Raw genomic sequence first — 24647 nt, 5'->3', positions numbered from 1 at the left:
GTATGAACTATCAAGAGTCTTCCGAATTCGACCGTGTCCCGCAGCACCTAATCGAGCGCGCGAGAGAATTCCAGGCGGCCATTCTGTGCGATGTGGCGGGGCGGCGCGGAACGATGCATTCGCGAATTCGTGCACTGAACCCGGGCATGATCGTCTGCGGTCCAGCATTCCCTGTGGAGGTGAGGCCAGGCGATAACTTGATGTTCCACGTGGCGCTGGCTGTAGCCAAGCCGGGCGACGTTATCGTGGTCGATGGGAAGGCGGACGAGACATGTGCGCTGTTCGGCGACCTCATGGTCACGCAGGCGGCCGCAGCGAAGCTCGGCGGATTTGTAGTCGACGCAGCGTCGCGCGACACGGATTCTCTCGCTGGGGGCGATTTTCCGGTCTTCGCGGCGGGCACGAATCCTTGTGGCCCTACGAAGGGCCTGCCTGGGAGAATTGGTCAACCAGTGTCGGTTGGCGGTGTAGCTGTGAATCCGGGCGATCTCATCGTGGGAGATGTCGATGGCGTGGTCGTCATTCCGCGTCTTGAGGTGGAAGCGGTTCTCGAAGCTGCAGCAAAGAAAGTCGCAGCAGAGAGGCAGCGCATCGACGAAATCGAAGCCGGCATTCTGGTCTCGCCATGGCTTGACGATGCGTTGAAGCAAGCTGGACTGCCCGCTCTATAGTCCAACTCGCCCGTTCACTGCCAGCAATTACGTCTCATCCTTTGTATATAAGAGAATTACCATGACAAACGTTCGTGACGATTTGTTAGACCATACGCTTCCCATACCGGATTTCGACGTGGAGACCCCTTGCTTCGTTGTCATCGAAGCAAACATCGAGCACAACCTGAAGCAGACTGCCGCGCTGGCAGGTGGCGTTGATCGAATGGTGCCACACGTGAAGACACACCGTTCGCCGTGGTTGACGCGGTTCCTTGTCGACCGCGGCGTGACAGCATTCAAAACTGCCACCCCCCGAGAAGTCGAGATGGTGTTGGAAGCGGGCGCCAATGAAGTCGTCTGGTCGTATCCGACCACCGGCGCTGCCGCTATTGCACGGGTGATCAAGGCTGCCGACGCCTATCCCAAAGCGCGCGTGACAGGTGTCGTCGATAACGACGTTGGGCTTGACACCTGGCTGCGCTTGTTGAGCGAAGGTCAGCACCCCAACGTAACGCTGCGTGTTGACATTGACCCTGGTATGAAGCGCACGGGTGCGGCCATTGGTGATGCCGCGATCGAGCTTGCGCTGAAGGTTTCGCGCGCCGGCCTATTCGCGGGATGGCATGTCTATGACGGCCATATCAACGATGTAGACCTCGCCGTGCGTGAATCTCGCTTCTTGGAAGTGCAGGGTCAACTCAACGCGATGTTCGAGCGCGCCGAGCAACTCGGACTACCCAGCGACATTGTGGGTGGAGGCAGCTATACGTTTCCGTTTTGGGCGCAACACACCAAGGCACGCGTCTCGCCTGGTAGCTGGGTCTACACGAACTCCCAGCACCAAGCTGAGCAACCGCACCGTGGTTGGAAGGTCGCGGCATATGTCCTCTCCACGGTGCTTTCTGAGCGCGACGGTACGCTGACTCTCGATGCGGGGTCCAAAGCAATCGCACCGGACATCCCGATGGATAAGCGTTTCGTTGGCGTCGACCAGATTGTCAGTATGAAAGAGGAGCACACGACTGCCACCGCTCAAAGCCTGGTGCCTGGTGACCGGGTAGCGCTTGTTCCTCGGCATACGTGTACGACCGCGTATCTCTACCGACGAGCATTGGTTCTCACGCGGAATGGGGAGTGGGAGTACCGCGATCAACTTGGTTGCGAGCGGTAATTTCCGACGTGGAAAAGGCGGTATATCTCCCATACCGCCGCAATGACCTCAGCCTACTGGCACAGTTGAGAAAGGTGTCGTCCTGTGTGGTTCAGAAGCAAGTCCGAGGAGGGTGGTGGTGACCCAGCATACCGACTCGCAGTCTGTTTGGAGTAGATAGATGATCGTATTCGTTACTAGGGGCGACCTCGGGATTCGGCGCCGCAATTGCCGAACGTTTCGCTAACGCCGGACATCGCGTAATCGCTGCCGGCCGCCGTCAGGACCGGCTTGAAGCGCTAGTTGATGAGCTAGGCAGCGACAAGGTATTGCCACTGGTTCTCGATGTTCGCAATCGGGAAGCCGTGAGTGCCGCGGTAGCCGAACTTCCCGCCGACTATGCCAACATCGACCTTCTCGTCAACAATGCCGGCTTGGCCCTTGGGTTGGAGCCAGCTCAGAACGCCAATTTGGACAATTGGGACGCTATGGTCGACACGAATGTGAAGGGGTTGATGTACATGACGCGCGCCGTGTTGCCCGGCATGGTCGCTCGTAATCGTGGTCACGTGATAAGTATTGGCTCCACCTGGAGCCTATCCCTATCCAGGCGGCAATGCCTATGGGGCAACCAAAGCGTTCGTACGTCAGTTCGCGCTAAACCTACGAGCGGACTTGCTTGGTACTCGCGTGCGTGTGACAGACATAGCCCCCGGCCTTGGAGGGGGAACGGAGTTCTCCTTGGTACGCTTCAATGGCGACCAGGTCCGAGTGAACAAAGTCTATGAAGGCGCAGATGCGCTGACACCAGACGATATCGCGGAAGCGGTGTATTGGGCCGGAACGCTGCCCGCGCGCGTCAACATCAACCTTCTCGAACTTATGCCCGTGACACAGTCGTTCGGGCCGCTATCAATTCATCGGGAAATGGCGTAAGCACGAGGGGTGACCGCCGCCAACGCCCAGCCCTTCTACTCACCACAGTCATTAAGATTGAATCTCCGCGAAACGGTGAGCCGCTTCACAAGTGGAGATTCGCAATGACACTCCTCTGTCGCGCCTCGGAGCCCAGGCTACATGAGCCTCGTGAAATTGGGCTGCCCTGTCGCTGCCATCAGTCCTCCGTCGGCAGCAAGATTGACGCCGGTTACATAGGAGGCGTCAGACGATGCCAGGAAGGCAATGACACTTGCGATCTCTTCTGGCTGCGCCGCGCGGCCCATCGGAATCGCGTCTTCGTAGGCGCGGGCGATTCTCGCATTGTCGAAGAACTTGCGCGTTAGCTGCGTTGCCACCAGGCCGGGGCAAACCGCGTTCACCCGTACGCCGTCGCGGGCATGGTCGAGCGCCAGCGTGCGAGTCAAGTTTACAACCCCTCCCTTGGCCGCAGCATAGGCCGCAAAGCCATAGTCGCCCGCAAGGCCGGAAATTGAGGCGGTGTTGACGATGCATCCGTGCGACGTGATCAAGTGCGGCATCGCGGCACGGGTGGCGTAGAAGACGGAGTCGAGGCTGATTCCCAGCACGCGGCGCCAGTCGTCGGTGCTTAGTTCAGTCACGCGACCGTGGCAGCCGAGGCCGGCGTTGTTCACCAGGACGTCGAGGCCGCCCAGCGTCGTTGCGGCGTGCGCGACCAAGTCTTGAATCTGCCGTTCGTCGCTCACGTCAGCCGCGTGTGTGGTGATGCGGCCGGGCAGGGATTTCATCGCCTCCGCACAGGCGACCAGCCGATCGTTGTCGATATCCGACATGACGACAGTGGCGCCCTCACTGGCGAAGCGCCGCGCTGCCGCGGCACCAATGCCGGAAGCGGCGGCGGTGATCAGGATTCGGGTATTGGCAAATCGCATGGTCGCTCAGGAGACGGGGAGGGTGGGGGCGGTCAACGTATCGGGACCGCCGGGATAGACGAGAACCTTCGAGACATCCTTGGTGCGCGCCAGTGCGAAACCTTCCAGCACGCGATCCAACGGCAGATGGTGCGTGATCATCGGCCGAAAGCGCTCGCCGTGGGTGGCCAGCAGTCCTAGCACGTGGGTCCAGTCTGCCGGCACGGAACTGTACGCGCCGCGAATCTGCAGACGACGCCGAACCAGCATGGAAATATCCACGGCCGCAGAATCGAAATGGATGCCGGAGCAGGTCAGAATGCCGCCCGTTCGCAGCACGGAAAGAGCATCGCCGATGCTGCCAGGCGCGCCGGTCGCCTCGAAGACCCGGTCCACCTGCCCACCGGTGATGCGGCGGATCGCGTCCTGCAGGCTATCCTCGGCCAGGTCGATCACGTGGTCGATGCCGAGCGCCAGACACCGTCGCAGCCGCGGACCGTCGTTGAGACCAGCGACTATCACCGTCCGTGCGCCGTTCAACTTCGCTTGCAGTGCGATGCCCTGGCCGATGGTCCCGGGACCCAGCACCAGCACAGTGGCTTCGTCAAGTACCTCTCCGGTATTCAGCGCATTGCGGGCGACGCATAACGGCTCGGCCAGCGCTGCCAGGGCGAGGTCCGTGCCCTCCGGCACGGCATAGCAATTGGCGGCAGGCACGACCACCGTCTCGCTGAAGGCGCCGTCGCGCGTGATGCCGACGAATCCGATCGACCCGCAGAGATCGCTGCGACCTGCGGCGCAGGCGGCACACTGGCCGCAATACAACGCCGGTTGCACCACGACTCCCATGCCCGGCGACAGGTTGGCGACATCGGAACCTGCTTGCACGACGATCCCCGAAAACTCATGGCCGAGCGTGACAGGGAGGCTTTGCCGCAGCCAACCTAGTGTGCCCTCATGCCAGTCGTCGATATGCAGGTCGCTGCCACAAATCCCGGTGGCGTAGACCTTGACCAGCACTTCGCCAGGGCCGCATTCCTGTCGTGGCTCCACGTCCGTCAACGCGAGGCCGCGCACCGGTTCGCATTTGCGTAAGGCAAGCATTTCGTCTGTCTCCAATATGGGGCCGGGCAAGTGCCCGTGTCCCGGTTGGAGCGCAGACTAGCACGTCGAATCCATAAATTCAATATCGGGAATAGCATTCTGTATATTGAATCAGTCTGGTGTTGCTCGTGCGGCTTGGTCAGCCCTGATTCGACGGTTGCGAGGTGGGGTAGAGCACGCCGGCGATGCGCTCACACGAGCGTCTTACGTCTTCCCCGATCTTTCGCAGCACGTCGGGCTTGTGACGGCTGGTCAGCATGATGGCGCTCATGCCGAACTGCGGCTCACCGTTGGCATCGACGATCGCCGAGGCGACGGCCGTAACGCCCTGATAGGTCTGGCTGTCATCCATGGCCCATCCTTCCTCGGCAGCCAGCCTGACCTGAGCCTGGTATTCCTTCCATGTAGGAGGGTTCTCCCAGGTGAGCTGGCCGTAGGAGTGCTTCAGCTCGGTGGCATTCAACCGTTTTGCTGCTGCGACGCAACGGCCAATTGCGCCTGCATAGACGGGGATTCGTGTGCCCATTTCCGTCTCGATGCGCACCGTACTGTTGATCGCGCCCCGTCCGACTACGACCATCTCGTCGCCTACACGGCGCCACAGCACCGTCAGCGCACTGGTCCAGGCCGAGACCCGGTCGAGTTCCGGCTGCACGAGTTCCGTGGGAGACATCCCGATCAGGCCGGCGAAGATCTCCGCCAGGCCGATGCCAAGCCGGTAGGTCTTCGATTCGGCGTCGAAGTTCAGCAACTGCAGGTGCGTCAGCGTGCGCAGGATGTTGAAGGTGGTGCTGGGGCTGATCCCTGTTGCGCGGGCAATCATGGTCACGCCGTCAGGGACATTGGCCTTCGCGAGGTAACGCAGGATGGTAACGGCATGCACGACTGCACCCACTTCCTTGCGTGGCGCTTCCTCGCCGGCCGCGTCGGATTCGTCACGTGCGTTAAGATTTTTCATTGTGAATGCCATTCTCTATGTTGAATTATGGAAAAGCTGCGCGTATAGTCCGCTCAAAAGCGCATCACCACTACATCGGCCCGGGACGGCCACTGGAGACAACATGCACATTATGACTCTTGCGCGGCATGCCACGCCGCTACACGTCTGCGTTGCGCGCGCGAGGAGCGCAGCATGACGCGCTCGGCCCTGCAACGAATCCTGCTGGCGCTGCTTTTCTGCGGTGGCCTGATCAACTACATGGATCGAGCGGTCTTCGCCGTGCTCGCGCCGCAGATCAGTAAGGATCTCGGCCTCGACGCCGCTCAACTAGGTCTCGCCTTCAGCTTCTTCTCCTTTGGCTACACGGCGTTCTGCATGGTCGGCGGGTGGGCATCCGACAAATTTGGCTCGCGTCGCACGCTGGCTGTGTCGATGGCCTTGTGGTCGGTCTTTTGTGCGGCAACTGGCGCAGTCTTCAACCTGATCTCTCTGTTGATCGTGCGAACCCTGTTCGGCATCGGAGAGTCCCCCTGGATTTCCTCCGCAAACAAGGCGCTGGTACAGTGGTTCCCGAAAGAGCGGTATGCCAGTGCGTTCGGCATCGCTAGCTCCGGGCAGCCGCTTGGCGGCGTGGTGGCCGGACCCCTGATTGGCATCATGGCGGCAACCGTGAACTGGCGCTGGTGCTTCGTCCTGGTCGCGCTGGTCGGCCTTGCATGGGTTGTCTGCTGGCTCTTGCTGAGCAGCGACCGCCCCGAGATCCACAAGTGGCTGGCGGCGCACGAGAGGGCGGTGCCGGTGCGGGATTCCGTCCAGGCCGAGACGGCTGCCGCGTCTGGGGCGGAAGGCAGCATGCTCACAGCTATCGCGAACCGGATGGTGCTGGCGACGGCTGCCTGCTTCTTTGCCTACACCTACCTGCTCTATTTTTTCCTGTCCTGGTTCCCCAGCTACTTGACCCAGGCCTTCCACATGAAGCTGAGCGACATGAGCCTGGCGAGCGCCGTGCCGTGGCTGCTGGGCGTCATCGGTTTGATCTCGGGCGGCTTCGTGTGTGATGCCGCGGTGCGTCGGATGGGCAATGCGCTGCTGGCGCGCAAGCTTGTGCTCGGGATCGGCCTGAGCATCGCTGCCGTGACTGTGATGCTGGCAGGGGTGGCAACTACTGCAACGGCGGCGATCATCTACATGGCAATCGGCGTGGGCTGCATGTATCTGACCGGCCCGACGTACTTTGCCATTGCACTGGAGGCGGTATCGGCGCGCAACATCGGCGGTGTGGGGGGCTTCATGGTGCTGGTCGCCAATCTAGGTGGCATGGTGGCGCCCGCGGTGACCGGCTATCTGGTGCGGGATACGGGAAGCTTTGCCACTGCCTTCTACGTAGCCGGCATCCTGGTGCTGGGTGGCGCAGCGGTCGTGATGCTTTTTGTACGTGCCCCGCGCATTTCCAACGAACGATTTCAGGAGGCATGAGAATGGATAGGAAGAATGGTGGGTTGCTGCTGGCGGAGGCCTTGCGCCACGCGGGCGTCGAGAAAATCTTCGCCCTGCATGGCGGTCATCTCGAAGCGCTGTTTCGCGGTTGCCTCGAGCAGGATATCGAACTGGTCGACTTCCGCCACGAGTCCTCGGCGGGCCATGCCGCCGACGCGTATGCGCGCGTGACGGGCAAACTGGGCGTGTGCGTAGTGACCGCCGGACCGGGCTTCACCAACGCGGTGTCCGCCATCGCCAATGCGCAGCTTGACGGCATCCCGGTGCTGTTCATTGTCGGCGCGCCGCCCCTGCGCGAAGCCGAAACCAATGCGCTGCAGGGAGGGCTGGACCAGATCGCGATGTCCGCGACTGCGACCAAGTGGGCCCATCGCATCACGAACACCGAGCGGATTCCCGATCTGACCGCCATGGCAATCCGCAAGGCCATGACCGGACGGAAAGGCGCCGTCCTGCTCGAACTGCCGATCGACGTGCTGCATATGTCGGTGGACGCGTCCCGCGCCACCACGCCGACCGGCACGGCGACCCCGCCACGCCCTCATGGCTCGCCAGATGAGGTCAGGCGCGTGCTCGACCTGCTGCATGCCGCGAAGCGCCCGGCCATCGTCTGCGGCGTGGAAGCGGCCCACGCACGTTGCGGCGAAGCGTTGGCGCACTTGGCCGAGACAACGGGGGTGCCGGTGTTTGCGACGGCACGCGGCATGGGTGTGCTGCCAGCGGCGCATCGGCTGAACGGACAAGCTGCCGCGAATCTGGCATTGCTGGGCGACGACGTGCCAGACGTGATCCTATTGCTCGGCCAGCGGTTGGGCTTGCGCATGGGCGGACGGGGCAACAGCCTGCTGCCGCGCAGTGCAACGTTGATGCAGGTGCATCAGGACGCCGCAGAGATCGGGCGGATTCGCGATATTGCGGTGGCAATCAGTGCCGATAGTGGCGCCGTTTGCGAACAACTGGCCGAGGCTGCCGCGCAGCGCTCATGGCCCCAGCGTGAGGCATGGTGCGCGCGAGCGGTCGCGGCACAGCACATTCTCGACGAGCGATACCCCGAGCGCGAAACCCGGGGCGGTATTCATCCGTACCACGCAGCGAAGGCTGCAGTCGCGGCGGCCGGCGACGCCATCTTCGTACTGGATGGTGGCGAGGCGGCGAGTTGGGCAGCACACCATGTGCGCGCCAACCAGCCAGGCGAGGTGATCGGGCACGGCTACCTCGGCTGTCTTGGCACGGGGCCGGGCCATGCCATCGGTGCCCAGACCGCGGCGCCCGGAAAACGCGTAATGCAAATCACTGGCGACGGTGCAATGGGCTTTCATATCGGCGAATTCGACATCATGGTGCGCCGCGCATTGCCGATCGTGACGGTAGTGCTGAACAACCAGGTATGGGGGATGTCGATCCACGGGCAGCAAATCATGTATGGGCCTGACTACAGCGCCATCTCGAAGCTGGGCGACACCCAGTATGCCCGGATCGCCGAAGCGTTCGGCTGCCACGGTGAGCGTGTGACGCGCCATGAGGACATCGCCGCCGCGATCGAGCGCGCCTTTTGCAGCGGCAAGCCGGCGTGCGTGGAGATCATGATCGATCCGGATGTGGTACATCCGGTGACCACGTCGGCGCTCGGCATGGTCGAGGCAGGCAGCGGCGACACGCTGATTCCCTACTACGAGAATATCCCCGCAGCCTGAAGCATGCATCCCACGGGAGGCTTCGCCGTCTCCCGTGCAATTCCGACATGACCCAATACGACAACTTGTATCTTTACATCGACGGCGAGTTTATCGATGGCGCGCAACGTCGGTCTCAAACCGTCAGCAATCCCGCCGACGGCAGCGTCCTTGGCGAGCTGCCACATGCCAGCGCTGACGATCTGGATCGCGCCCTCGCTGCCGCCCAGCGCGCCTTCCTGAGCTGGCGGTTGGAATCGCCGCTAGTTCGCTCCGAGATCCTGCGGCGCGCGGCGCATCTCGCCCGCGAACGCGCGCGCGAGATCGGTCGTCACATCACGCTCGACCAGGGCAAGCCGCTTGCCGAGGCGGAGAGCGAGGTTCTATCGGCCGCCGAGCATGCTGAATGGCATGCCGAGGAGGGGCGGCGCATCTATGGGCGGGTGATTCCCGCACGCACTCCGGAAGTCGAACAGGTCGTGCTGCGCGAGCCGATCGGCGTCAGCGCGGCCTTTACGCCCTGGAATTTTCCTTTCAGCCAGGCAATGCGCAAGATTGCGGCGGCCTTGGCTAGCGGATGCACGATCATCATCAAAGGCCCCGAGGATGCTCCGAGCGCGCTGGTTGCCCTCGCGCGACTGTTCCATGATGCCGGGTTGCCGAATGGGTGCCTTAACGTAGTCTGGGGCGTACCACACGAGGTATCGCGACACCTGATCGAATCATCGGTCGTCCGGAAGGTTTCGTTCACCGGCTCGGTCGCGGTCGGCAAGCAATTGGCGGCGCTGGCGGGCTCGCAGATGAAGCGAACGACCATGGAACTCGGCGGGCACGCGCCGGTGATCGTTTGCGATGATGCGGACGTTGACGACGCTGCCCGCAAGCTGGTCGCGTTCAAGTACCGGAACGCTGGCCAGGTCTGCATTTCGCCGACACGTTTTCTGGTGCATCGCACCGTTTATGAGCGCTTTGTCGATGCGTTCTTGCTTTACACAAGCCGGATCCGCATAGGCCCGGGTCTGGCGGAAGGGACGACCATGGGGCCACTGGCGCATCAGCGCCGCGTCTCAGAAATGCAGGAGTTCGTCACCGATGCGCGCAACGGTGGAGCGGAAATAGCCGCGGGAGGAGCACGCTTAGGTGACACGGGCTGCTTCTTTGCCCCGACGGTCATTCTCGATCCGGCGGCACAAAGCCAGGTGATGACACAGGAACCCTTCGGCCCGCTTGCCGCGATCGTACCGTTCGGTGAGTTGGATAGCGCTATCGCGCTGGCGAACGGCTTGCCATTCGGACTTGCGGCGTACGCGTTCACGTCCTCCTCGCGCAATGCGCACGCCATTTCGCGCGGTCTCGAGGCGGGCATGGTGAACATCAACCATTTCGGGGCTGGTCTGGCCGAGGTCCCGTTTGGTGGCATGAAGGACAGCGGCCTTGGCAGCGAAGGCGGGGTGGAGACGTTCGAAGGTTACTTGATTACCAAGCTCGTCACGCGGCATTGTGGTTAGGTAGATGAATCGCATTCGATGGCCAGAGTTCGCACCGTCGCCCGTGGATTTTCCCCCATATCTCCGGACACGGTCACACCCTTAGGTTGATCAGGCCATCGCACGCCTGAACTCCCGCGGCGAGCGGTAATGCAGGGTGCTACGGGGGTGCTGCTCGTTGTAATGCTCAAAGGCGATGGCCAGATTGTGAACCGCCGTCTCGGCATCAGGCTTGGGCATGAAGGCGACGTAGTCGCGCTTCATGGTTTTCAGGAAGCTCTCGGCCATCCCGTTGCTCTGCGGGCAGCGCTCATCCTCAACTACTTCCGGGCGCGAAAGCAGTTCTCCAGCGGGGTGATCGAGGGACTCAACAACAAAGCCAAAATCACCATGAGAAAAGCATATGGATTCCGGATCTTGCCCGATTTCCAAGGAAACGAACTTCACAAAAGGCTGCGGCTAACGCTCCAAGAACCTTGCCCCATGCCGCGCAGCGGTGAATAGTCGCGTCAATTGAAGTGACGCGTCTTCGAGCAATTCTCCGGCGTTGTCCATTGCAGAGCTCAATGAAACGGGTGCTTGCTGAATAGATATGCAACCGTCAAAGGCCTCCGTCAAGGCAGGGCTGGGTTCGACGGCACCAGATAGGAGCGAGACGGGCACTCCGGCATGCCGTGCCAGACGTGCAATCATAGCTGGACCCTTTCCCATCATCGTCTGGGCATCAGAGCGTCCTTCACCAGTGATAACCCAATCAAATGCTCCAAGCCCAGCATGTAGACCGGCCGCCTGGAGGATAAAGGTTGCCCCAGAAACCATTTCCGCGCCTACGAGTCGCAAGGCGTAACCAATTCCGCCCGCAGCACCGCTCCCTTCGGCCTGGGTGAAATCCATGCCCATCGCTGCGGTGCATCGCTCCGCGAATCGAGCCAACGTCGCGTCGACCGCGGCCAAAGCCTTGATGCCCTTTTGCGGACCGAAGACGTATGTAGCGCCCGTTGGACCGCACAAGGGGCTATTGACGTCGGACAGTCCGATTAGTCTAATGCCGGAAAGAAACTCAGGTCTTTCGGCGCAGACGTCGCGAATAGATTCCAGCTTTGCCAAGCATGGCGACACAGCGGAGCCGCTTGCATCAGTAAAGCGGAATCCCAACTCAGAGAGCAGCCCGGATCCGGCCTCATTGGTGGACGAGCCACCCAGACCGATGGCAATAGTATCCACTCCGCGAGACGCAATCAGTCGAATTGCCTGGCCAATCCCCCGCGTTGTTCGCCATTCAGGATCGACGACGGCATGTGGTAGGCCCACGACTTCCGCCACCTCAAGGACGGCAATGTCGCCAAACTCTCCGCTGCGGCCTTGAAAATAGCGGACGGATTTTTGGGTACCGTTAGCGTCTACGACGGTCACTTCGTCCCATTCTCCGGGAAGGGTCGTCGCGAGAACTTCCGCCGTACCTTCTCCTCCATCAGCAATTGGCGTCAACACTACGTCAGCCGACGGAACGGCACGAACAATTCCCGCGCGAATCCGTTCCGCGACTGTGGACGCTCCAAGGCTTCCCTTAAACGAGTCTGGGGCCACCAGGACCCTGAATGCCGCGCCACTCATATCAGAACTCCTTGGCGACCTGCCAGGTTTCCCGCATGCGCATCAGCCGCGACGCCAGATTTCTGTGACGCTGTGACACGGGCCACGTGGAGCATGTTTGTGGAGCCGAGGATACCGAATGGCATGCCAGCAACAATGACAATCTCTTCGCCTTCAGAGGCGAATCCTTCCGTCAAAGCGGCATCGCTCGCTACCGAAACCATTTCATCCACGTCTTTGACATGGGGAAAAACAGACGCGTGAACGCCCCACGTGAGACTCATGCGACGGGCAACTCCAAGCGAAGGAGTCACGCCAACGATTGGCGTCTGAGGACGCACGCGAGCGGCTCGCAAAGTCGTCGCTCCGGATGAGGTATATGCGATCGCGATCTTCGCGCCCACCGTGCGAGCAATGTCGCGGAGCGCACCGCAAACGGCATCCTGTCTATTCGACAACGCATCTACCTGCTGCGCATCCAGGACATTGCGATACAAAGGGTCAGCTTCCACTTTCCGGATGATCCGATCCATCATCTTGTCGGCTTCGACTGGATAGCGACCCGATGCCGATTCTGCAGATAGCATCACGGCGTCAACGCCGTCATAGATTGCACTTGCGACGTCCGAAGCTTCAGCGCGGGTGGTAACAGGGGCTGAAATCATCGATTCAAGCATCTGCGTGGCGACGATGACCGGGCGTCCCAACTGCCTGCACAAGCGAGAGATTCGCTTCTGCACAGCAGGCACGCGCTCTGGCGGTAGCTCAACGCCAAGGTCGCTGCGGGCAACCATAACCGCATCAGCCCGCAAGGCAATTTCCTCGATATGCTCGATCGCCGATGGCTTCTCCAGCTTCGCAACGACCGTGGCTCTGCCGGCAATGCGTTGCTTCGCAGCGGATGTCCTTTTCGGTCAGCGCATGGATGGGGATTACTGCGTCCGGCACATTGACACCTTTGCGCGACGATAGAATGCCGCCCGTCATGACCGTGGTCACCAGCCTATCCGGCTCGACTGACTCCACACGCAGTTGCAGCTTCCCGTCGTCGATCAGGAGGGTCTTGCCGGGCTCCGCACAATCGAAGAGCTCCGAGTGCGGCAAGCACACCCGCGTGGAATCGCCCGGCGCCTGCGCACGGTCCAAGACGAAACGCTGTCCCTCTACCAAGGTACTTGGCTCTGCCATCAGTCCTACTCGGCGCATCGGACCTTGGAGGTCAGCTAGCACCGCTATTGGCCGCCCAGTTTCTCTCTCAACCCGTCGCACATGCTCGTAGTTCTGCTGGTGAGCTTCATGCGTACCATGGCTGAAGTTGAAACGGAATACATCTGCCCCGGCAACAAACAACGAACGGATAGTCTCCAGGGACGACGTTGCAGGTCCCAACGTGACAACAACCTTCGCTTTGCGATAGCGTCTCATTTACGTACTCAAAATTGTCAGTTGCTATCTCTTGTTTAGACCACAACGTTTCGGGGAGTGCCCCGTGCAAAGGCAATGATGTTGTCGATGAGCTGGTCAGCCAAGCCTTGCACGGCCTCGTCGCTTGCCCAGGCCACATGCGGAGTCAGAATGAAGTTGGGTGTGTCCTTCAATTGGTGGAAGGGGTGGTCCACACCGGGGGGTTCCTGGGTCGCTACGTCAAATCCCGCACCGCCAACCTTGCCGCTTTTCAATGCGTCTACGAGCGCTGATTCATTGACGAGGCCGCCGCGCGCAGTGTTGATGAGGAGGGGGCGCCTTTCCATCATCTCGAATTCCGGGGTATCGATGACATCGCGCGTCTGCGGCGTCAGCGGGCAATGCAACGTGATGATGTCGCTTCGACGCATGACTTCCTCAAAGGGCGTGTACAGCGGCCCCATATCCTGTCGGCCCTTGTAGGTGGCGAAAAGAGGCTGTATGCCGAGCGCACGGGCTATAGCGGCAACAGACTGCCCAAGGACACCATCTCCGATGATGCCGAGGACGGAGCCGTGAAGGTCTTTAATGGGGTAATCGAAGTAGCAGAACGTTCCTGCTTGCTGCCAACGTCCGCTGCGGACAGAATCATGGTATGCGGTCAAGCTTCGACGCAATGCAAATATCAGTGCGAACGTATGTTCCGGGACCGTGTGCACGGCATAATTCCGGATGTTGGACACCACGATTCCTCTTGACGCACATGCCTTCAGGTCGACGATGTCGGTCCCGGTCGCTGCAACGGCGATGAGCTTCAGATTCGGCGCCTGTTGCAGCTGCTGGCCACTAAGTTTTACCTTGTTGGTAATCACGACGTCAGCGTCGGCAATTCGGCCGGCAACATCTTCTTCGGCAGTCTCGTCATGAAAAACAAATTGATGCGAGAACGGCAACGTCTTGAGCGTAGTCTGGGGGGAGATGGTTGACCGGTCCAGAAATACAATCTTCATGGGAATAGCACCAGGTGCGGGCAGGACGCGTCGATTTACGCATGGTTGAACCATCCCGCCGGGATTGGATGAACGAAGAGCGGGCAGGACTGCTTCGCGCTGGCTTACATGATGACCGGAACGCTGCTGCGGGGGAATCGAGGCTTAGTTGACTGTCCTTTCCGAAATGGAAAAGGTCGGCGCCCAGTTTCCCCTCCATCCGGTCACACTACCTCAGTCGACGGTCGCACCGGACGTCTTGACGATCTTCGCCCACTTCTCCATGTCAGACTTCAGCATGCCGGACAGCTGCTGTGGCGTGGCGCGGGGAAGTTCGGCACCCTGAGCCTTAAGCTTTTCCTGGACACTCTTGTCGTCAAGCACTTTGTCCACAGCAGTTGTCAGCTTGGAAACTACGTCCTTAGGGGTGCCATGCACTGCGAAGAGGGCAACCCACAGGTCGCCACTGTAGTTTGGAATGGTCTCAGCAATGGCGGGGATGTCCGGCGCCGCGCTCGACCGCTTGGCGGAGCTGACGCCAAGTGCCTTGAGCTTGCCGGCCTTGATGTGCGGCAAGACGGACGGCAGGCTGGCGAACGCAAGCGGAATCTGGTTGCCCAGCAAATCATTGAGGGCAGGACCCACACCCTTGTACGGAACGTGCTCTAAGGAAATGCCGGCCATGTTGTTCAGCATTTCACCAAGCAAGTGATTTAGCGAGCCATTGCCGGCTGAGCCGTACCGAAGCTCGTTCGGCTTGCTTTTCGCCAGGGCGATGAGGTCCTTCATGTTCGACGCCGGGAAGGATGGGTGGGCGACCAACACATTAGGCACGCTGGCCACGAGCGCGACGGGGTCGAAGTCCTTCACCGGGTCGAACGGTATTTTCTTGTACAACGCCGGATTGATGGCCTGAGTGCTACTGATTGTCAGTAATACGGTGTAGCCGTCCGGGTTGGCTCTCGCAGCATACTGACTACCAATGTTGCCGCCGGCGCCGGGCCGGTTGTCGACGATGAACTGCTGACCCGTAGACTGCGAAAGCGCCGCGCCCAAGATGCGAGCGACGATGTCATTTGTACCACCCGGAGCCTGGGGCACGACAATGGTTACAGGTTTTGAGGGATAGGTATCGCTAGCAGCTGCGTGTGCCAGTGACACTCCAAAGAGAAGACACGCAAGTGCCATCCGAACCGGTCGATTCATTTTTTGTCTCCTGAGGTAATTCCGGCCCTCGTATGGGGGCGGCTATGTCCGGTGCTGAACTGCCTTAAGCAATTGCCCGGCCGCGTGCTTCCACGACCTTCTTTGCCATCCTGATGTTTGCGTAATCCACGAGCTTCCCGTCGAGTTGCACAGCACCACGCCCTTCCCGCTCCGCCTCGGCAAGGGCGGCAACGACTCGCTGGGCTGCGGCGTATTCTTCGTCAGTCGGTGTGAAGGCCGCGTTGGTACAGTCCAACTGCAGCGGGTGAATCACCTGCTTGCCGTCATAGCCCATGGCTGCTGCCTTCAGCGCACTCGACTCGCTTAACCTGACATCACGGAAAGCACCGCACGGGCCGTCAATAGCCCGGAGGCCAAAAGCATGAGCGGCGACCAGGATGCGCATCATCGGGTAAGCCCACATATCAAGGGCAGTGTCGGCATAGCCGTCGCCGGCCCGGGATGCCAGCGCATACTGCGGGTGGGAAAGCCCGATTTCCACCCCTTTGGCACCAATGGATGCGCCGAAGTCTCCTACCCCAAAGTGCAGTGCTTCGAGGCCGCCGCCGGCGGCCGCAATCTGTTCGCAGAAGACCAATCCCTTGGCCGTCTCAATCATCGCCTCGATGGCAACGCTGGTGCCGTCCACCTGGCGCTGTACGGCAACGATTTCCTCAGCGGACTCGACCTTTGGCAACAGCACGGCATTCAGCCGGGGGGCCAAGCGAACCAGTGACTCGACTTCCTGCTGCTGGCGCAGGCCGATGCCATTGACTCGGACCACGATTACCTTCTGACCCCAATCCAGGTCATTAATGGCACGGACGGCAGCATCCAGGGCAGTCGCCTTCATGCTTTCCGGAACTGCATCCTCAAGGTCCAGGAAGACGGCGTCTGCACTGGAGCGTGCAGCTGACGTCACCAGCTTTTCCTGATGAGCGGGGACGGCAAGATAGGTTCGCGTGATGTTCATTGGATGCTCCCTTGAGCCGATGCCTCCAGGCCAAGTTCTGCAAGCACTTTGCCGGTGTGCTCGCCGACGGCCGGAACCGGTCCCAGTACTGGCTCGATTCCATCGATGATGAGAGGAGGCTTGAACACCTGAAGCGGGCCTACCGGGCTTGAAACGCTTTGAATCCGGTCTCGTTCGTGCAACTGTGGGTGTTGCAAGAACGCTTCTACGTCGTTTAGACGCGCGTTGGCAATTGAGGCGGTCTCCAGCTTTTCCGCGACTTCCTCGCTCGACCACTTTGCAAAGCGTGCCGTAATCAGAGCCTCCAGCTCCAGTTGGTTGGCGAGGCGTTGCGGATTGGAGCTAAACCGCGGGTCGGAAGCAATGGCGGCATCTTCGAGAACCTTGCCGCAGAAAGCTTGCCACTCGCGTTCGTTCTGAATGCCAAAGAACACAGCCTTGCCATCGCCGGCCTTGAAGGGTCCGTACGGCGCAATGGTGGCGTGACGCGCGCCGGCGCGGGTCAGCGGTGTTCCGCTGTCACGCGTGTAGTAGGCGGGGTAACTCATCCATTCCGCCATACTGTCGAACAGCGAGACTTCGAATGCCGTGCCCTTGCCGGTACGCTCGCGTCGGTACAGCGCCATGAGGACGCCGTTCAGTGCGTACATCCCGGTGGCGATGTCGACAATCGACAACCCACACTTGGCTTGTGCCTCAGGTGTCCCATTGATGGAAAGGAAGCCAGTTTCACACTGGACCAGCAAGTCATACGCTTTCTTGTGGCGGAACGGCCCGGTTGAGCCGTAGCCCGAGATGTCGCATGCAATCAGGGAGGGGTGACGCTCGACGAGGCTCTTGGCATCAAGGCCGAGCTTCTTGGCGGCACCGGGCGCCAGGTTTTGCAGGAACACATCCGCTTTTTCAAGGAGAGCATCCAGCGCGCGCCGTCCCTCCTCCGTCTTGATATCGAGCGCGACGCTTTCCTTGGTGCGGTTCGTCCACACAAACTGGCTCGACATGCCTTGCATGACCTTGTCATAGCCGCGTGCGAAATCCCCGGTCTCAGGACGCTCGACCTTGATGACCCGAGCCCCCCAGTCTGCGAGGTGACGTGTTGCCAGGGGAGCAGCGATGGCTTGCTCCAGCGCTACTACAGTAATTCCATCCAGGGGAAGAGTCATGGGACACCAGCCGTCTTGTTTCTTGAATGGCTAGTGTCGGTAAAGCTGGGACGGCCGTAAATCATTGGATTTCGATGGCGGCCGTTCCAAATTTTGATGACTGAGTACTACCCACCGTTCCCCAGGAGGTGTTCGACAAATTGCTGCGCTGCACGAGGCAATGCAGCGCGGTCGCGGTACCCAATCCTCATATCGAGTGCAGCCCATTCATCGAGCAAGGGGACGACGCGAAGCTCCTTGAGGCTGGGCTTTGCAGAAACGGTGACATCGGTCATGATGCCGAGCCCCACGCCCGCCGATACCATGGTACGCATGGCGTCGAAGCTCGTGACCTGCAGCCTAGTCCGTATGGTTCGCTGGAATGACTCGGCGGCCTGAACGGTCAGCCTGTGAATCATGCTGCCCTCATGAAAGGCTACATGAGCAAACTCCAACGTCTCTGAAAAGTGGACTCCTAGGCTCTCCGCTAATGGGTGGTCTGCAGGCACGACAACGACGAGGCGGGCCGATCGGTAGGGCTCCGTCTCCAGACCCGCGTGTGGGGTATCAGCCCAAAAGAGTCCAACATCCGCAAGGCCTTCTTTTAAGGAGCGGACAATATATGGACTACTCCACTCCTCGAGTCGCACTTCAACTTGCGGATAGCGGAGAAGAAATCCTGGAAGATCCTTATCCAAGAACCCAACGATGGAAGTGCTATTAGCGAAGACGCGCACGTCGCCTTTTGTGCCTTCGCTATACAGACTCATATCCGCACGGAGACGCTGGAGTAAATCGACAACTCCTTTTGCGTATTCCACAAGTTCGAGTCCTGCCGCCGTAGGGCGGACGCCGCCACTATGTCGGTCAAGGAGCCGCGCGGAAAGAGCGTCCTCTAGGTCGCTTATTCTCTTGCTGACAGCGGACGCGGCCATGAAATGGCGCTCCGCGGCGCGCGCAAGACTCTGCTCCTCAACGACCGTGAGAAAAATAGCTAGGGTAATGGGGTCAATCCGCACAATCGCCGCCGATAGGTAGGCCAATTGCGGACAGGATAGCGCGCATGAGGCGAATGTGCTAGACGCGCCGCTCGGTAAGGGCGGGTTTCGCAGTCATGGAACGCTTGATGTGATTTCCGCCCCCGATATCGGGACATTCCTACCAATCAGCCCCAAAGGTCTGGCGAAGCGCATCAATTGCCTCTTCATCCAGGGGGCCGGCTTCGGATGAGCCATCAGCCATAAGGGCGCAGTCTCCTCCAACTCTTCCAAGGTTGCCATGGCACTTGCTGGCGTGTCGCCCCAGACGTTCGGACCTAATCGGTCTAGCGTCACCGCACGAAGCCGATCTCCCCGTGCCTGGCGTTCTTCAATTGCCTTGGAAACCAAATCGGCAACGCGGGGGTGCCCTGGACGGTGATACTCAACCAAAGGTACATGGCCGACCTTCATGACGAAGTATGGAGTGATAGGCGGTACGATGTCTTCGGTAGACCAGACTCCCGATAAAGTTAGTGCCACCAGATGAGTTGAATGAGTGTGGAGGACACAACGTGCTTCGGTGTCTGCGCTATAGATTCTGCGATGCAGTGTCAGCGTCTTGCTTGCTCGGTCGCCCGAGACTTGCTCACCATTGCTCGTGACCTTGGCCAGCCGTTCCGGCTCGAGAAAGCCCAAGCTGCATCGGTTGGTGTGATCAGGTAACCGTCTTCAAGCCGGACGCTGATGTTACCGGCGGTGGCATGCACGTAGCCGCGTTCAAACAGACTGCGTCTGACCCGGCAAATCTCAAACCGAAGTTCCTGCTCCGTCATGGCAGCATCCCAAAGGCTTTGGTGAAGAAGTCAACGGTGCCAAAGTTTCCGGACTTCAGCGCTAGCATAAGGCCATCCTTACCAGCCGCCGGCGAGAGAGCGTAGCACCAGGGTACCCCGGGGTCGATTTGCGGGCCGATACGCATCTGCTGTACCTCCAAAGCCTGTACGCACGCACCGGAAGTTTCGCCGCCGGCAACGATGAGCTGTCGAACGCCGCGCTCCACCAAGCCAAGAGCGATAGCCGACAGTGTTCGCTCAACAAGCTCCCCCGCATGTTCAACGCCGAGTTGCGCCTGTACAGACTTCACCGCTTCGGGCGCGGCAGTGGCATAGAAGAGCACAGGTGATTCGGAAAGTCGGGACCCAGCCCAATGCAGAGCTTCGCCGACGATGTCGTTGCCTGCCGCAATGCGAAGCGGGTCGACGGGAAACGCTTCTCCGCCTCGCTTAATGAAGTCCACTACCTGGGCGTTGGACGCCGCGGAGCAACTACCTGACACTATCGCCCGCGGGCCCTGAGCGCGGGGAAGTTGAGCGGCGCTCTCGCTGGGTGAAATGCCAAAGTTCTGTGGTAAGCCAATCGCCACGCCGGATCCTGCCACTACCAAGGGCATACTAGCGAAGGCTCTTCCCATGGTCATGAGGTCGTCATTGGCGATGGCGTCGACGATGGCGAATCGAGTCCCGTCGGTACGGAGCGCTTCCAGTCGCTCTCGAATTGTGTCAGAGCCACCGCGAACTACTGCATGGTCGACATGGCCGACTTTCCCCTTAGACTGACGTTGCAGCACGTGAATGAGGTTCGAGTCCGTCATCGGTGTGAGCGGGTGATGACGCATGCTGCTGTCGCTCAGAAGTACATCGCCGACATACAGGTGTGCCTTGTAGACCGTCCGATTGGTCTCCGGAAAAGCGGGGCAGACCGGGACGATTCCCGCCTGCAAAACTTCTGCCAGTTCCTCGGCCACGGGGCCAATGTTCCCGCGGTCAGTCGAATCGAAGGTCGAGCACACTTTAAAGTACAGTTGGGCCACACCTAAGCTCTGCAGCCAATTTGCAGCGGATAGCGACTGCTCGACGGCTTCGTCGATCGGAGCTGTGCGTGACTTCAGGGCAACAACGATCGCGTCCGCAGTCTCCAAAGCGATTGCCGACCCGATGTCTGTGTGAGTCGGAATCCCGATTGTCTGAACCACGCGCATACCGGCGCGGACCAAATTGTTTGCGAGGTCAGTTGCGCCGGTGAAGTCGTCCGCGATGCAACCGAGAAGGGGTTTCTTGCCTTGTGAATTCAACTTGCGTGCTCCGTATGTACGTGAGGCGGCCCTGTGCCAAGGGAAATGGCACAGTCGCAGACTTTGGAATGCAGAGGCCCTATATGGGCCAGCGTGTCACGAGCTTGTTACGCAAGCTGATTGTTCGACCAGGTAATAGCGTTCGACCTTCTTGTCCTTGACCAGAGGCACCGAGAACCTGTCGAACTCGAGGAAGTGAGGGCTGAGTAGATGCACGTCGAAGGCCTGGTCGTCGACGTACTGCTCGTAAAAAAAGAAGGTGGCTCCATCCTTACTCTGACATACGTCAAACCGAAGGCAGCCGTTTTCCTCTTTCAGCGAAGTGCTCGCGTTAGCGAGAATCGCCTCACGAAAAGATTCAATATGAGCGTCGTAAACTGTGAAGGTAACGCAGATTATAAGCATGTCTTCCACAAAAAGTTGTGGAGTCGCGCGATTCCAGCAAAATGAACTCGGAAAAACTGTTCATTCACTATTGTCGTGGCGTGCGCTCCAGTAATAGTCACCGACCTTATTAAGGTGCGAGTTCATTGCTCGCTCCGCAGCGTTGGGGTCATGCGCAGCGATTGCTTCGTAGATGGCACGGTGGGCGTCATAGGCCGCCTGTTCCGCCCCCTCCATACGCAACGATACGAATCGCTGCTCCGCCAGCCAGGCCGCAACGGCAGCTTGGAGCGATGTGAATATCGAATTCTTCGGTATCTCTGCGAGGACCTGGTGAAATGCGACGTCCGTTTTCCCAAACTCAGCCTGATTGCCTATTGCCGAGTGGTTGGCGTCCAGCGCCTCCTTCAGTCTGACGATGTCCTCGTTCGATGCATGTTCCGCCGCATAGCGCACGAGCAGCGCCTCAAACAAAGTGCGCGCTTGCTGTAGCTCCCGCGCTCCTTCCGCGTCTGCCAGAATATGCGTCACCGCTCCAGAGAGCTCGTCCACGAGGGTTTGAGCTGACGGCCTGGTAACCGAGGCTGGTTCCTCATTCCGTAATGAGACTAAGCCCATCCGTTGCAGTAATAGAGTGCTTCTCGTACCGAGGAACGTCCCACCGCAAACATGCTCATTAGCTCACGCTCCGAGGGCAGCGACTGGCCGGCCTGCAGCTGGCCACTAAGCATCATTGACTGCAGTTGCTCGGCAACTTCCTCGGACAGTTTGCGGCGACGCACCGGTTCCACCGGCAGGAGTGCACCTTTCACGATTTACCTCAGCTTTATCATGTGAGTATGTCAAACTCTGCATGATACGCCTTAGCGAGGGCGCTTAGCTCTTCGGCCAAGGCCGGCCCGATGGGAATGCCATGTTCGCGATGCTGCACCAGGGAAAGATATTCGCGCTCGCCAGGAAGATAAATGCGGTCGACCCCAGTAGCTTTCTTGGCACCTCGAATGTCAGCAATACCCCTCTGAATCCGGTCAAAGTATGCGTCGAGGTCATCGAAAGACGCGACCGGTAGCACACCAAACAGGTGGCCGCTGTTTTGAGCAGTAGTGGTCTTGGCATACAGGTCGCCCACTTCGCTGCCAAAATATGCCCCAGACAGCATGGTGCTGAGCAACCCGACTGTCAAAGTCAGAGCGTAGCCCTTCGGGCCGCCCACGGGGATGACGAAACCTTTGAGCGCTTCAACCGCATCGGTGGTGGGAAGACCATCAGGACCCGTTGCCCAGTCGCCCGGAATGGGTTTTCCTTCCTTTGCGGCGACAATGATTTTCCCCCGCGCTGCGACGCTGCACGCCATGTCCAAGACAATCGGGAAGGGCTCTCGCGTTGGGAAGGCGACGGCGAACGGGTTATTACCCAGTACCGCTTCGGCGCCGCCCCAAGGAGCCATGTGATTAATAGCTCCAATCGTGAAGCTGAAGCCAATCATGTTGGCGCGCGCGGCCATCTCTGCGTAGTAGGCGGCCGCACCAAAATGGTTGCTATTTTTGACGGCAACAAAGGCGCAATCGCCATCCTTGGCTTTGTCGATTGCCATCTCCATGGCCCGGATGCCCACCAGATGGCCCAAGCCGTTGTCACCGTCAACAACGGTGGTCGTCCTAGTTTCGCGGACCACCGAAATTTTCGGCTTCGGGTTGGTTCCGCCATCCAGGATGCGTTTTACGTAGATGGGGAAACGCACCACGCCGTGCGAGTACACGCCGCGAAGGTCTGCCTCGATGAGGTTGTTCGTGGCAAGGAGCGCTTCAACGGCCGGAACGCCGATCTTTTCCAGCACTTGAGTGCAAAATCTCTGGAGTGAGCACTCCGAAATCAGAACATCGTTTTCGTCAGACATATTATCTCAACATTCGAAATGAATTGGAAAGGTTCTCGAAACTCGGATGTCAGTCGGAAGTGACGGTGCGCATAGCAAGCTGCAAGTCGTTTGATCCAACTTCACCTTCACGTCGCGCAATTACCAGCGTTGCGACAACATTTCCGATGACGTTCACGAGTGCACGGCCTTCGCTGATAATGCGGTCGATGCCGAGCAGCATCGTTACGCCGACGAGTGGGATTTCCGGCACCAACGCGAGAGTTGCGACTAGCGATACGAATCCGGCACCAGGTACACCGGCGGAACCCTTGGTCGTCAGCGTGGCGACGCCCAAGATCATGAGTTGATGCCAAATCGTGAGTTCCACATGCATGGCTTGTGCGATGAATAGGACCGCCATCGTAATGTAGATGTTGGTTCCATCAGAGTTGAAGACATAACCCGCGGGCATAACCAAGCCAACCGTTCCAGGCTTGCAGCCAACGTTCTCCAGCTTGCGCATGAGGGCCGGCAGGGCGGCATCCGAGGAGGACGTAGCAAGAACCAGCACGAGTTCGCTCCGGAAGTGGCGCAGAACCGTGAAGATGCTGAAGCCGTACCAGTAGCCAATCGCACCCAAGACCACGAAAACAAAGATTGCCGCGGTCAGGTAGAAAGTCGAGATCAGAACAACCAGTGACTGCAGTGAGGCAATACCAAACTTGCCGACGGTGAATGCCATGGCGCCGAATGCTCCAATCGGAGCGAAGCGCATAATCATGTTAATGATGCCGAATATCCAATGCGAGCAGGCGTCAACCAGTTCGCGAATGGGACGGCCTTTGTCGCCAATTTTTCCGAGCACCAGTCCCATAAGAATGGAAACGAACACCACCGAAAGGATACTGTCGCTGGTGAATGCGCCAACAAGCGTCTTGGGAATAATGTTCAGGAAGAAATCGGTCAAGCCGTTGCCTTGAGCCGCGGTGACGTACTGCTTAATCTGGCTCGCGTCCAGCTTGGCGGGGTCGACGTTGAAGCTTTCGCCGGGCTTGATGATGTTTGCGACAACCAAGCCAATGAGAAGGGCAATAGTCGAGACGATTTCGAAATAGAGCAGTGCAATGCCTCCCACCTTTCCGACCTTGCCGAAACTTTGCATGCCGGCGATGCCTGAAACCACGGTGAAGAAGATGACCATACCGATTGTCATCTTGATCAACTTAATAAATCCGTCGCCAAATGGCTTCATTTGGGCGGCGATTTCGGGATAGTAATGCCCTAAGGTAATGCCGATCGCCATGGCAAGCAGAACCTGCACATAGAGGTTTCGCGCCACAAATCGGAAGAGACTTCCCGGCCTTGTAGATAGTACGTCTGTCTGGTTCACAGAATTTGGCATTTCGTCTCGCTCCGTTGAATTCCCATCCAGACAACCCTAGACGCCATAGGTATGGTCTACCTACAGCGCAACGACTGACACCCTGGAGCGGGGCCGGGTAAACCCTCGTTTTGGAAAAGCGGTTCTGTGTGAGCTGGGGCGCTGCTAAATGGCCGACAAAAAGAGGCGCGGGCAGCGACGACCGCTGCCCGGGATAATGTGGCGGCCGGACGCTGCGGCTCGTTTCGGAGAGCGCGGTCCTGCTGCGCGAGG

General features: G+C 59.5%; 20 protein-coding genes and 5 pseudogenes. 7 read left to right on the top strand and 18 right to left on the bottom strand.

Annotation, left to right across the window (positions count from 1 at the left end; genetic code table 11):
* The first annotated feature begins 2 nt into the window (after positions 1-2).
* The 3 genes and pseudogenes from CNE_RS34875 to CNE_RS34865 all read left to right on the top strand — a co-directional run bounded on the left by CNE_RS34875 (position 3) and on the right by CNE_RS34865 (position 2739).
* Positions 3-671, top strand: coding sequence for an RraA family protein (locus CNE_RS34875; protein WP_013959469.1), 669 nt, complete (start codon positions 3-5; stop codon positions 669-671).
* Positions 672-732: 61 nt separating this feature from the next.
* On the top strand, positions 733-1824 hold the full coding sequence (locus tag CNE_RS34870; protein WP_013959468.1) for an alanine racemase: 1092 nt from the start codon (positions 733-735) through the stop codon (positions 1822-1824).
* Positions 1825-1984: 160 nt separating this feature from the next.
* A pseudogene (locus CNE_RS34865) lies at positions 1985-2739 on the top strand (SDR family NAD(P)-dependent oxidoreductase).
* Positions 2740-2876: 137 nt separating this feature from the next.
* Here the strand turns inward: CNE_RS34865 and CNE_RS34860 are convergent.
* The 3 genes from CNE_RS34860 to CNE_RS34850 all read right to left on the bottom strand — a co-directional run bounded on the left by CNE_RS34860 (position 2877) and on the right by CNE_RS34850 (position 5706).
* Positions 2877-3653 (bottom strand): SDR family NAD(P)-dependent oxidoreductase, encoded by a 777-nt coding sequence (locus tag CNE_RS34860; RefSeq protein WP_013959466.1) that lies wholly within the window; start codon positions 3651-3653, stop codon positions 2877-2879.
* A 6-nt stretch (positions 3654-3659) separates the two neighbouring features.
* Positions 3660-4736, bottom strand: a complete 1077-nt coding sequence (locus CNE_RS34855; RefSeq protein WP_013959465.1) for a zinc-dependent alcohol dehydrogenase — start codon at positions 4734-4736, stop codon at positions 3660-3662.
* A gap of 139 nt (positions 4737-4875) precedes the next feature.
* Entirely contained in the window at positions 4876-5706 is an 831-nt protein-coding gene (locus CNE_RS34850; protein ID WP_013959464.1) for an IclR family transcriptional regulator, read from the bottom strand.
* A gap of 162 nt (positions 5707-5868) precedes the next feature.
* Between CNE_RS34850 and CNE_RS34845 the strand changes: the two genes are divergently transcribed.
* Genes CNE_RS34845 through CNE_RS34835 form a run of 3 tightly spaced genes read left to right on the top strand, consistent with a single transcriptional unit; the run spans position 5869 to position 10354 of the window.
* Entirely contained in the window at positions 5869-7152 is a 1284-nt protein-coding gene (locus CNE_RS34845) for an MFS transporter (protein ID WP_013959463.1), read from the top strand.
* A gap of 2 nt (positions 7153-7154) precedes the next feature.
* Positions 7155-8867, top strand: coding sequence for a thiamine pyrophosphate-binding protein (locus CNE_RS34840; protein WP_013959462.1), 1713 nt, complete (start codon positions 7155-7157; stop codon positions 8865-8867).
* A 47-nt stretch (positions 8868-8914) separates the two neighbouring features.
* The gene (locus CNE_RS34835; RefSeq protein WP_013959461.1) at positions 8915-10354 is read left to right on the top strand and encodes an NAD-dependent succinate-semialdehyde dehydrogenase; all 1440 of its coding nucleotides are present in this window, start codon (positions 8915-8917) and stop codon (positions 10352-10354) included.
* Positions 10355-10444: 90 nt separating this feature from the next.
* Here CNE_RS34835 and CNE_RS40195 read toward each other — a convergent pair.
* Positions 10445-10636: pseudogene (locus tag CNE_RS40195) on the bottom strand (integrase core domain-containing protein); the annotation flags it as partial.
* A 6-nt stretch (positions 10637-10642) separates the two neighbouring features.
* Between CNE_RS40195 and CNE_RS43365 the strand changes: the two are divergent.
* Positions 10643-10747: pseudogene (locus CNE_RS43365) on the top strand (transposase); the annotation flags it as partial.
* A gap of 45 nt (positions 10748-10792) precedes the next feature.
* Here the strand turns inward: CNE_RS43365 and CNE_RS34830 are convergent.
* The 14 genes and pseudogenes from CNE_RS34830 to dctA all read right to left on the bottom strand — a co-directional run bounded on the left by CNE_RS34830 (position 10793) and on the right by dctA (position 24395).
* Positions 10793-11947 (bottom strand): glycerate kinase, encoded by a 1155-nt coding sequence (locus tag CNE_RS34830; protein ID WP_013959459.1) that lies wholly within the window; start codon positions 11945-11947, stop codon positions 10793-10795.
* Positions 11944-13351 (bottom strand): annotated as a pseudogene (locus CNE_RS34825) (pyruvate kinase). Before CNE_RS34825 ends, CNE_RS34830 begins: the two are co-directional and overlap by 4 nt.
* Positions 13352-13386: 35 nt before the next feature.
* The gene (locus tag CNE_RS34820; RefSeq protein WP_013959456.1) at positions 13387-14340 is read right to left on the bottom strand and encodes a D-2-hydroxyacid dehydrogenase; all 954 of its coding nucleotides are present in this window, start codon (positions 14338-14340) and stop codon (positions 13387-13389) included.
* 213 nt (positions 14341-14553) lie between these two features.
* Entirely contained in the window at positions 14554-15525 is a 972-nt protein-coding gene (locus tag CNE_RS34815) for a Bug family tripartite tricarboxylate transporter substrate binding protein (protein WP_013959455.1), read from the bottom strand.
* 64 nt (positions 15526-15589) lie between these two features.
* Positions 15590-16498, bottom strand: coding sequence for an HpcH/HpaI aldolase/citrate lyase family protein (locus CNE_RS34810; RefSeq protein WP_013959454.1), 909 nt, complete (start codon positions 16496-16498; stop codon positions 15590-15592).
* Positions 16495-17661 (bottom strand): CaiB/BaiF CoA transferase family protein, encoded by a 1167-nt coding sequence (locus CNE_RS34805; RefSeq protein ID WP_013959453.1) that lies wholly within the window; start codon positions 17659-17661, stop codon positions 16495-16497. The genes CNE_RS34810 and CNE_RS34805 overlap by 4 nt, the downstream gene beginning before the upstream one ends.
* A 107-nt stretch (positions 17662-17768) precedes the next feature.
* Positions 17769-18683, bottom strand: a complete 915-nt coding sequence (locus CNE_RS34800) for a LysR family transcriptional regulator (protein ID WP_041229090.1) — start codon at positions 18681-18683, stop codon at positions 17769-17771.
* Positions 18684-18798: 115 nt separating this feature from the next.
* Positions 18799-19453, bottom strand: a pseudogene (locus CNE_RS40185) (class II aldolase/adducin family protein).
* Positions 19450-20751: a 3-oxo-tetronate kinase gene (gene otnK / locus CNE_RS34795; RefSeq protein ID WP_013959451.1), complete on the bottom strand. Its 1302-nt coding sequence runs from the start codon at positions 20749-20751 to the stop codon at positions 19450-19452. Before otnK ends, CNE_RS40185 begins: the two are co-directional and overlap by 4 nt.
* A 96-nt stretch (positions 20752-20847) precedes the next feature.
* On the bottom strand, positions 20848-21156 hold the full coding sequence (locus tag CNE_RS34790; protein WP_041229089.1) for a putative quinol monooxygenase: 309 nt from the start codon (positions 21154-21156) through the stop codon (positions 20848-20850).
* Between the two features lie 60 nt (positions 21157-21216).
* Positions 21217-21687 carry an FCD domain-containing protein gene (locus CNE_RS34785; protein WP_238553160.1) on the bottom strand — a complete coding sequence of 157 codons (471 nt, stop codon included), beginning with the start codon at positions 21685-21687 and terminating at the stop codon, positions 21217-21219.
* A gap of 56 nt (positions 21688-21743) precedes the next feature.
* Entirely contained in the window at positions 21744-21866 is a 123-nt protein-coding gene (locus CNE_RS42535) for a GntR family transcriptional regulator (protein ID WP_238553228.1), read from the bottom strand.
* A 98-nt stretch (positions 21867-21964) separates the two neighbouring features.
* Complete coding sequence (locus CNE_RS34780) at positions 21965-23032, bottom strand: Ldh family oxidoreductase (RefSeq protein ID WP_013959449.1); 1068 nt, start codon at positions 23030-23032, stop codon at positions 21965-21967.
* Between the two features lie 49 nt (positions 23033-23081).
* Positions 23082-24395 (bottom strand): C4-dicarboxylate transporter DctA, encoded by a 1314-nt coding sequence (gene dctA, locus CNE_RS34775; RefSeq protein ID WP_013959448.1) that lies wholly within the window; start codon positions 24393-24395, stop codon positions 23082-23084.
* Positions 24396-24647 lie beyond the last annotated feature (252 nt).

The organism is Cupriavidus necator N-1 (assembly GCF_000219215.1).
GTDB classification, from domain to species: Bacteria; Pseudomonadota; Gammaproteobacteria; order Burkholderiales; family Burkholderiaceae; genus Cupriavidus; species Cupriavidus necator.
The sequence above is the reverse complement of the archived record's forward strand: the minus strand, read 5'-3'. Positions and strand labels throughout refer to the sequence as shown.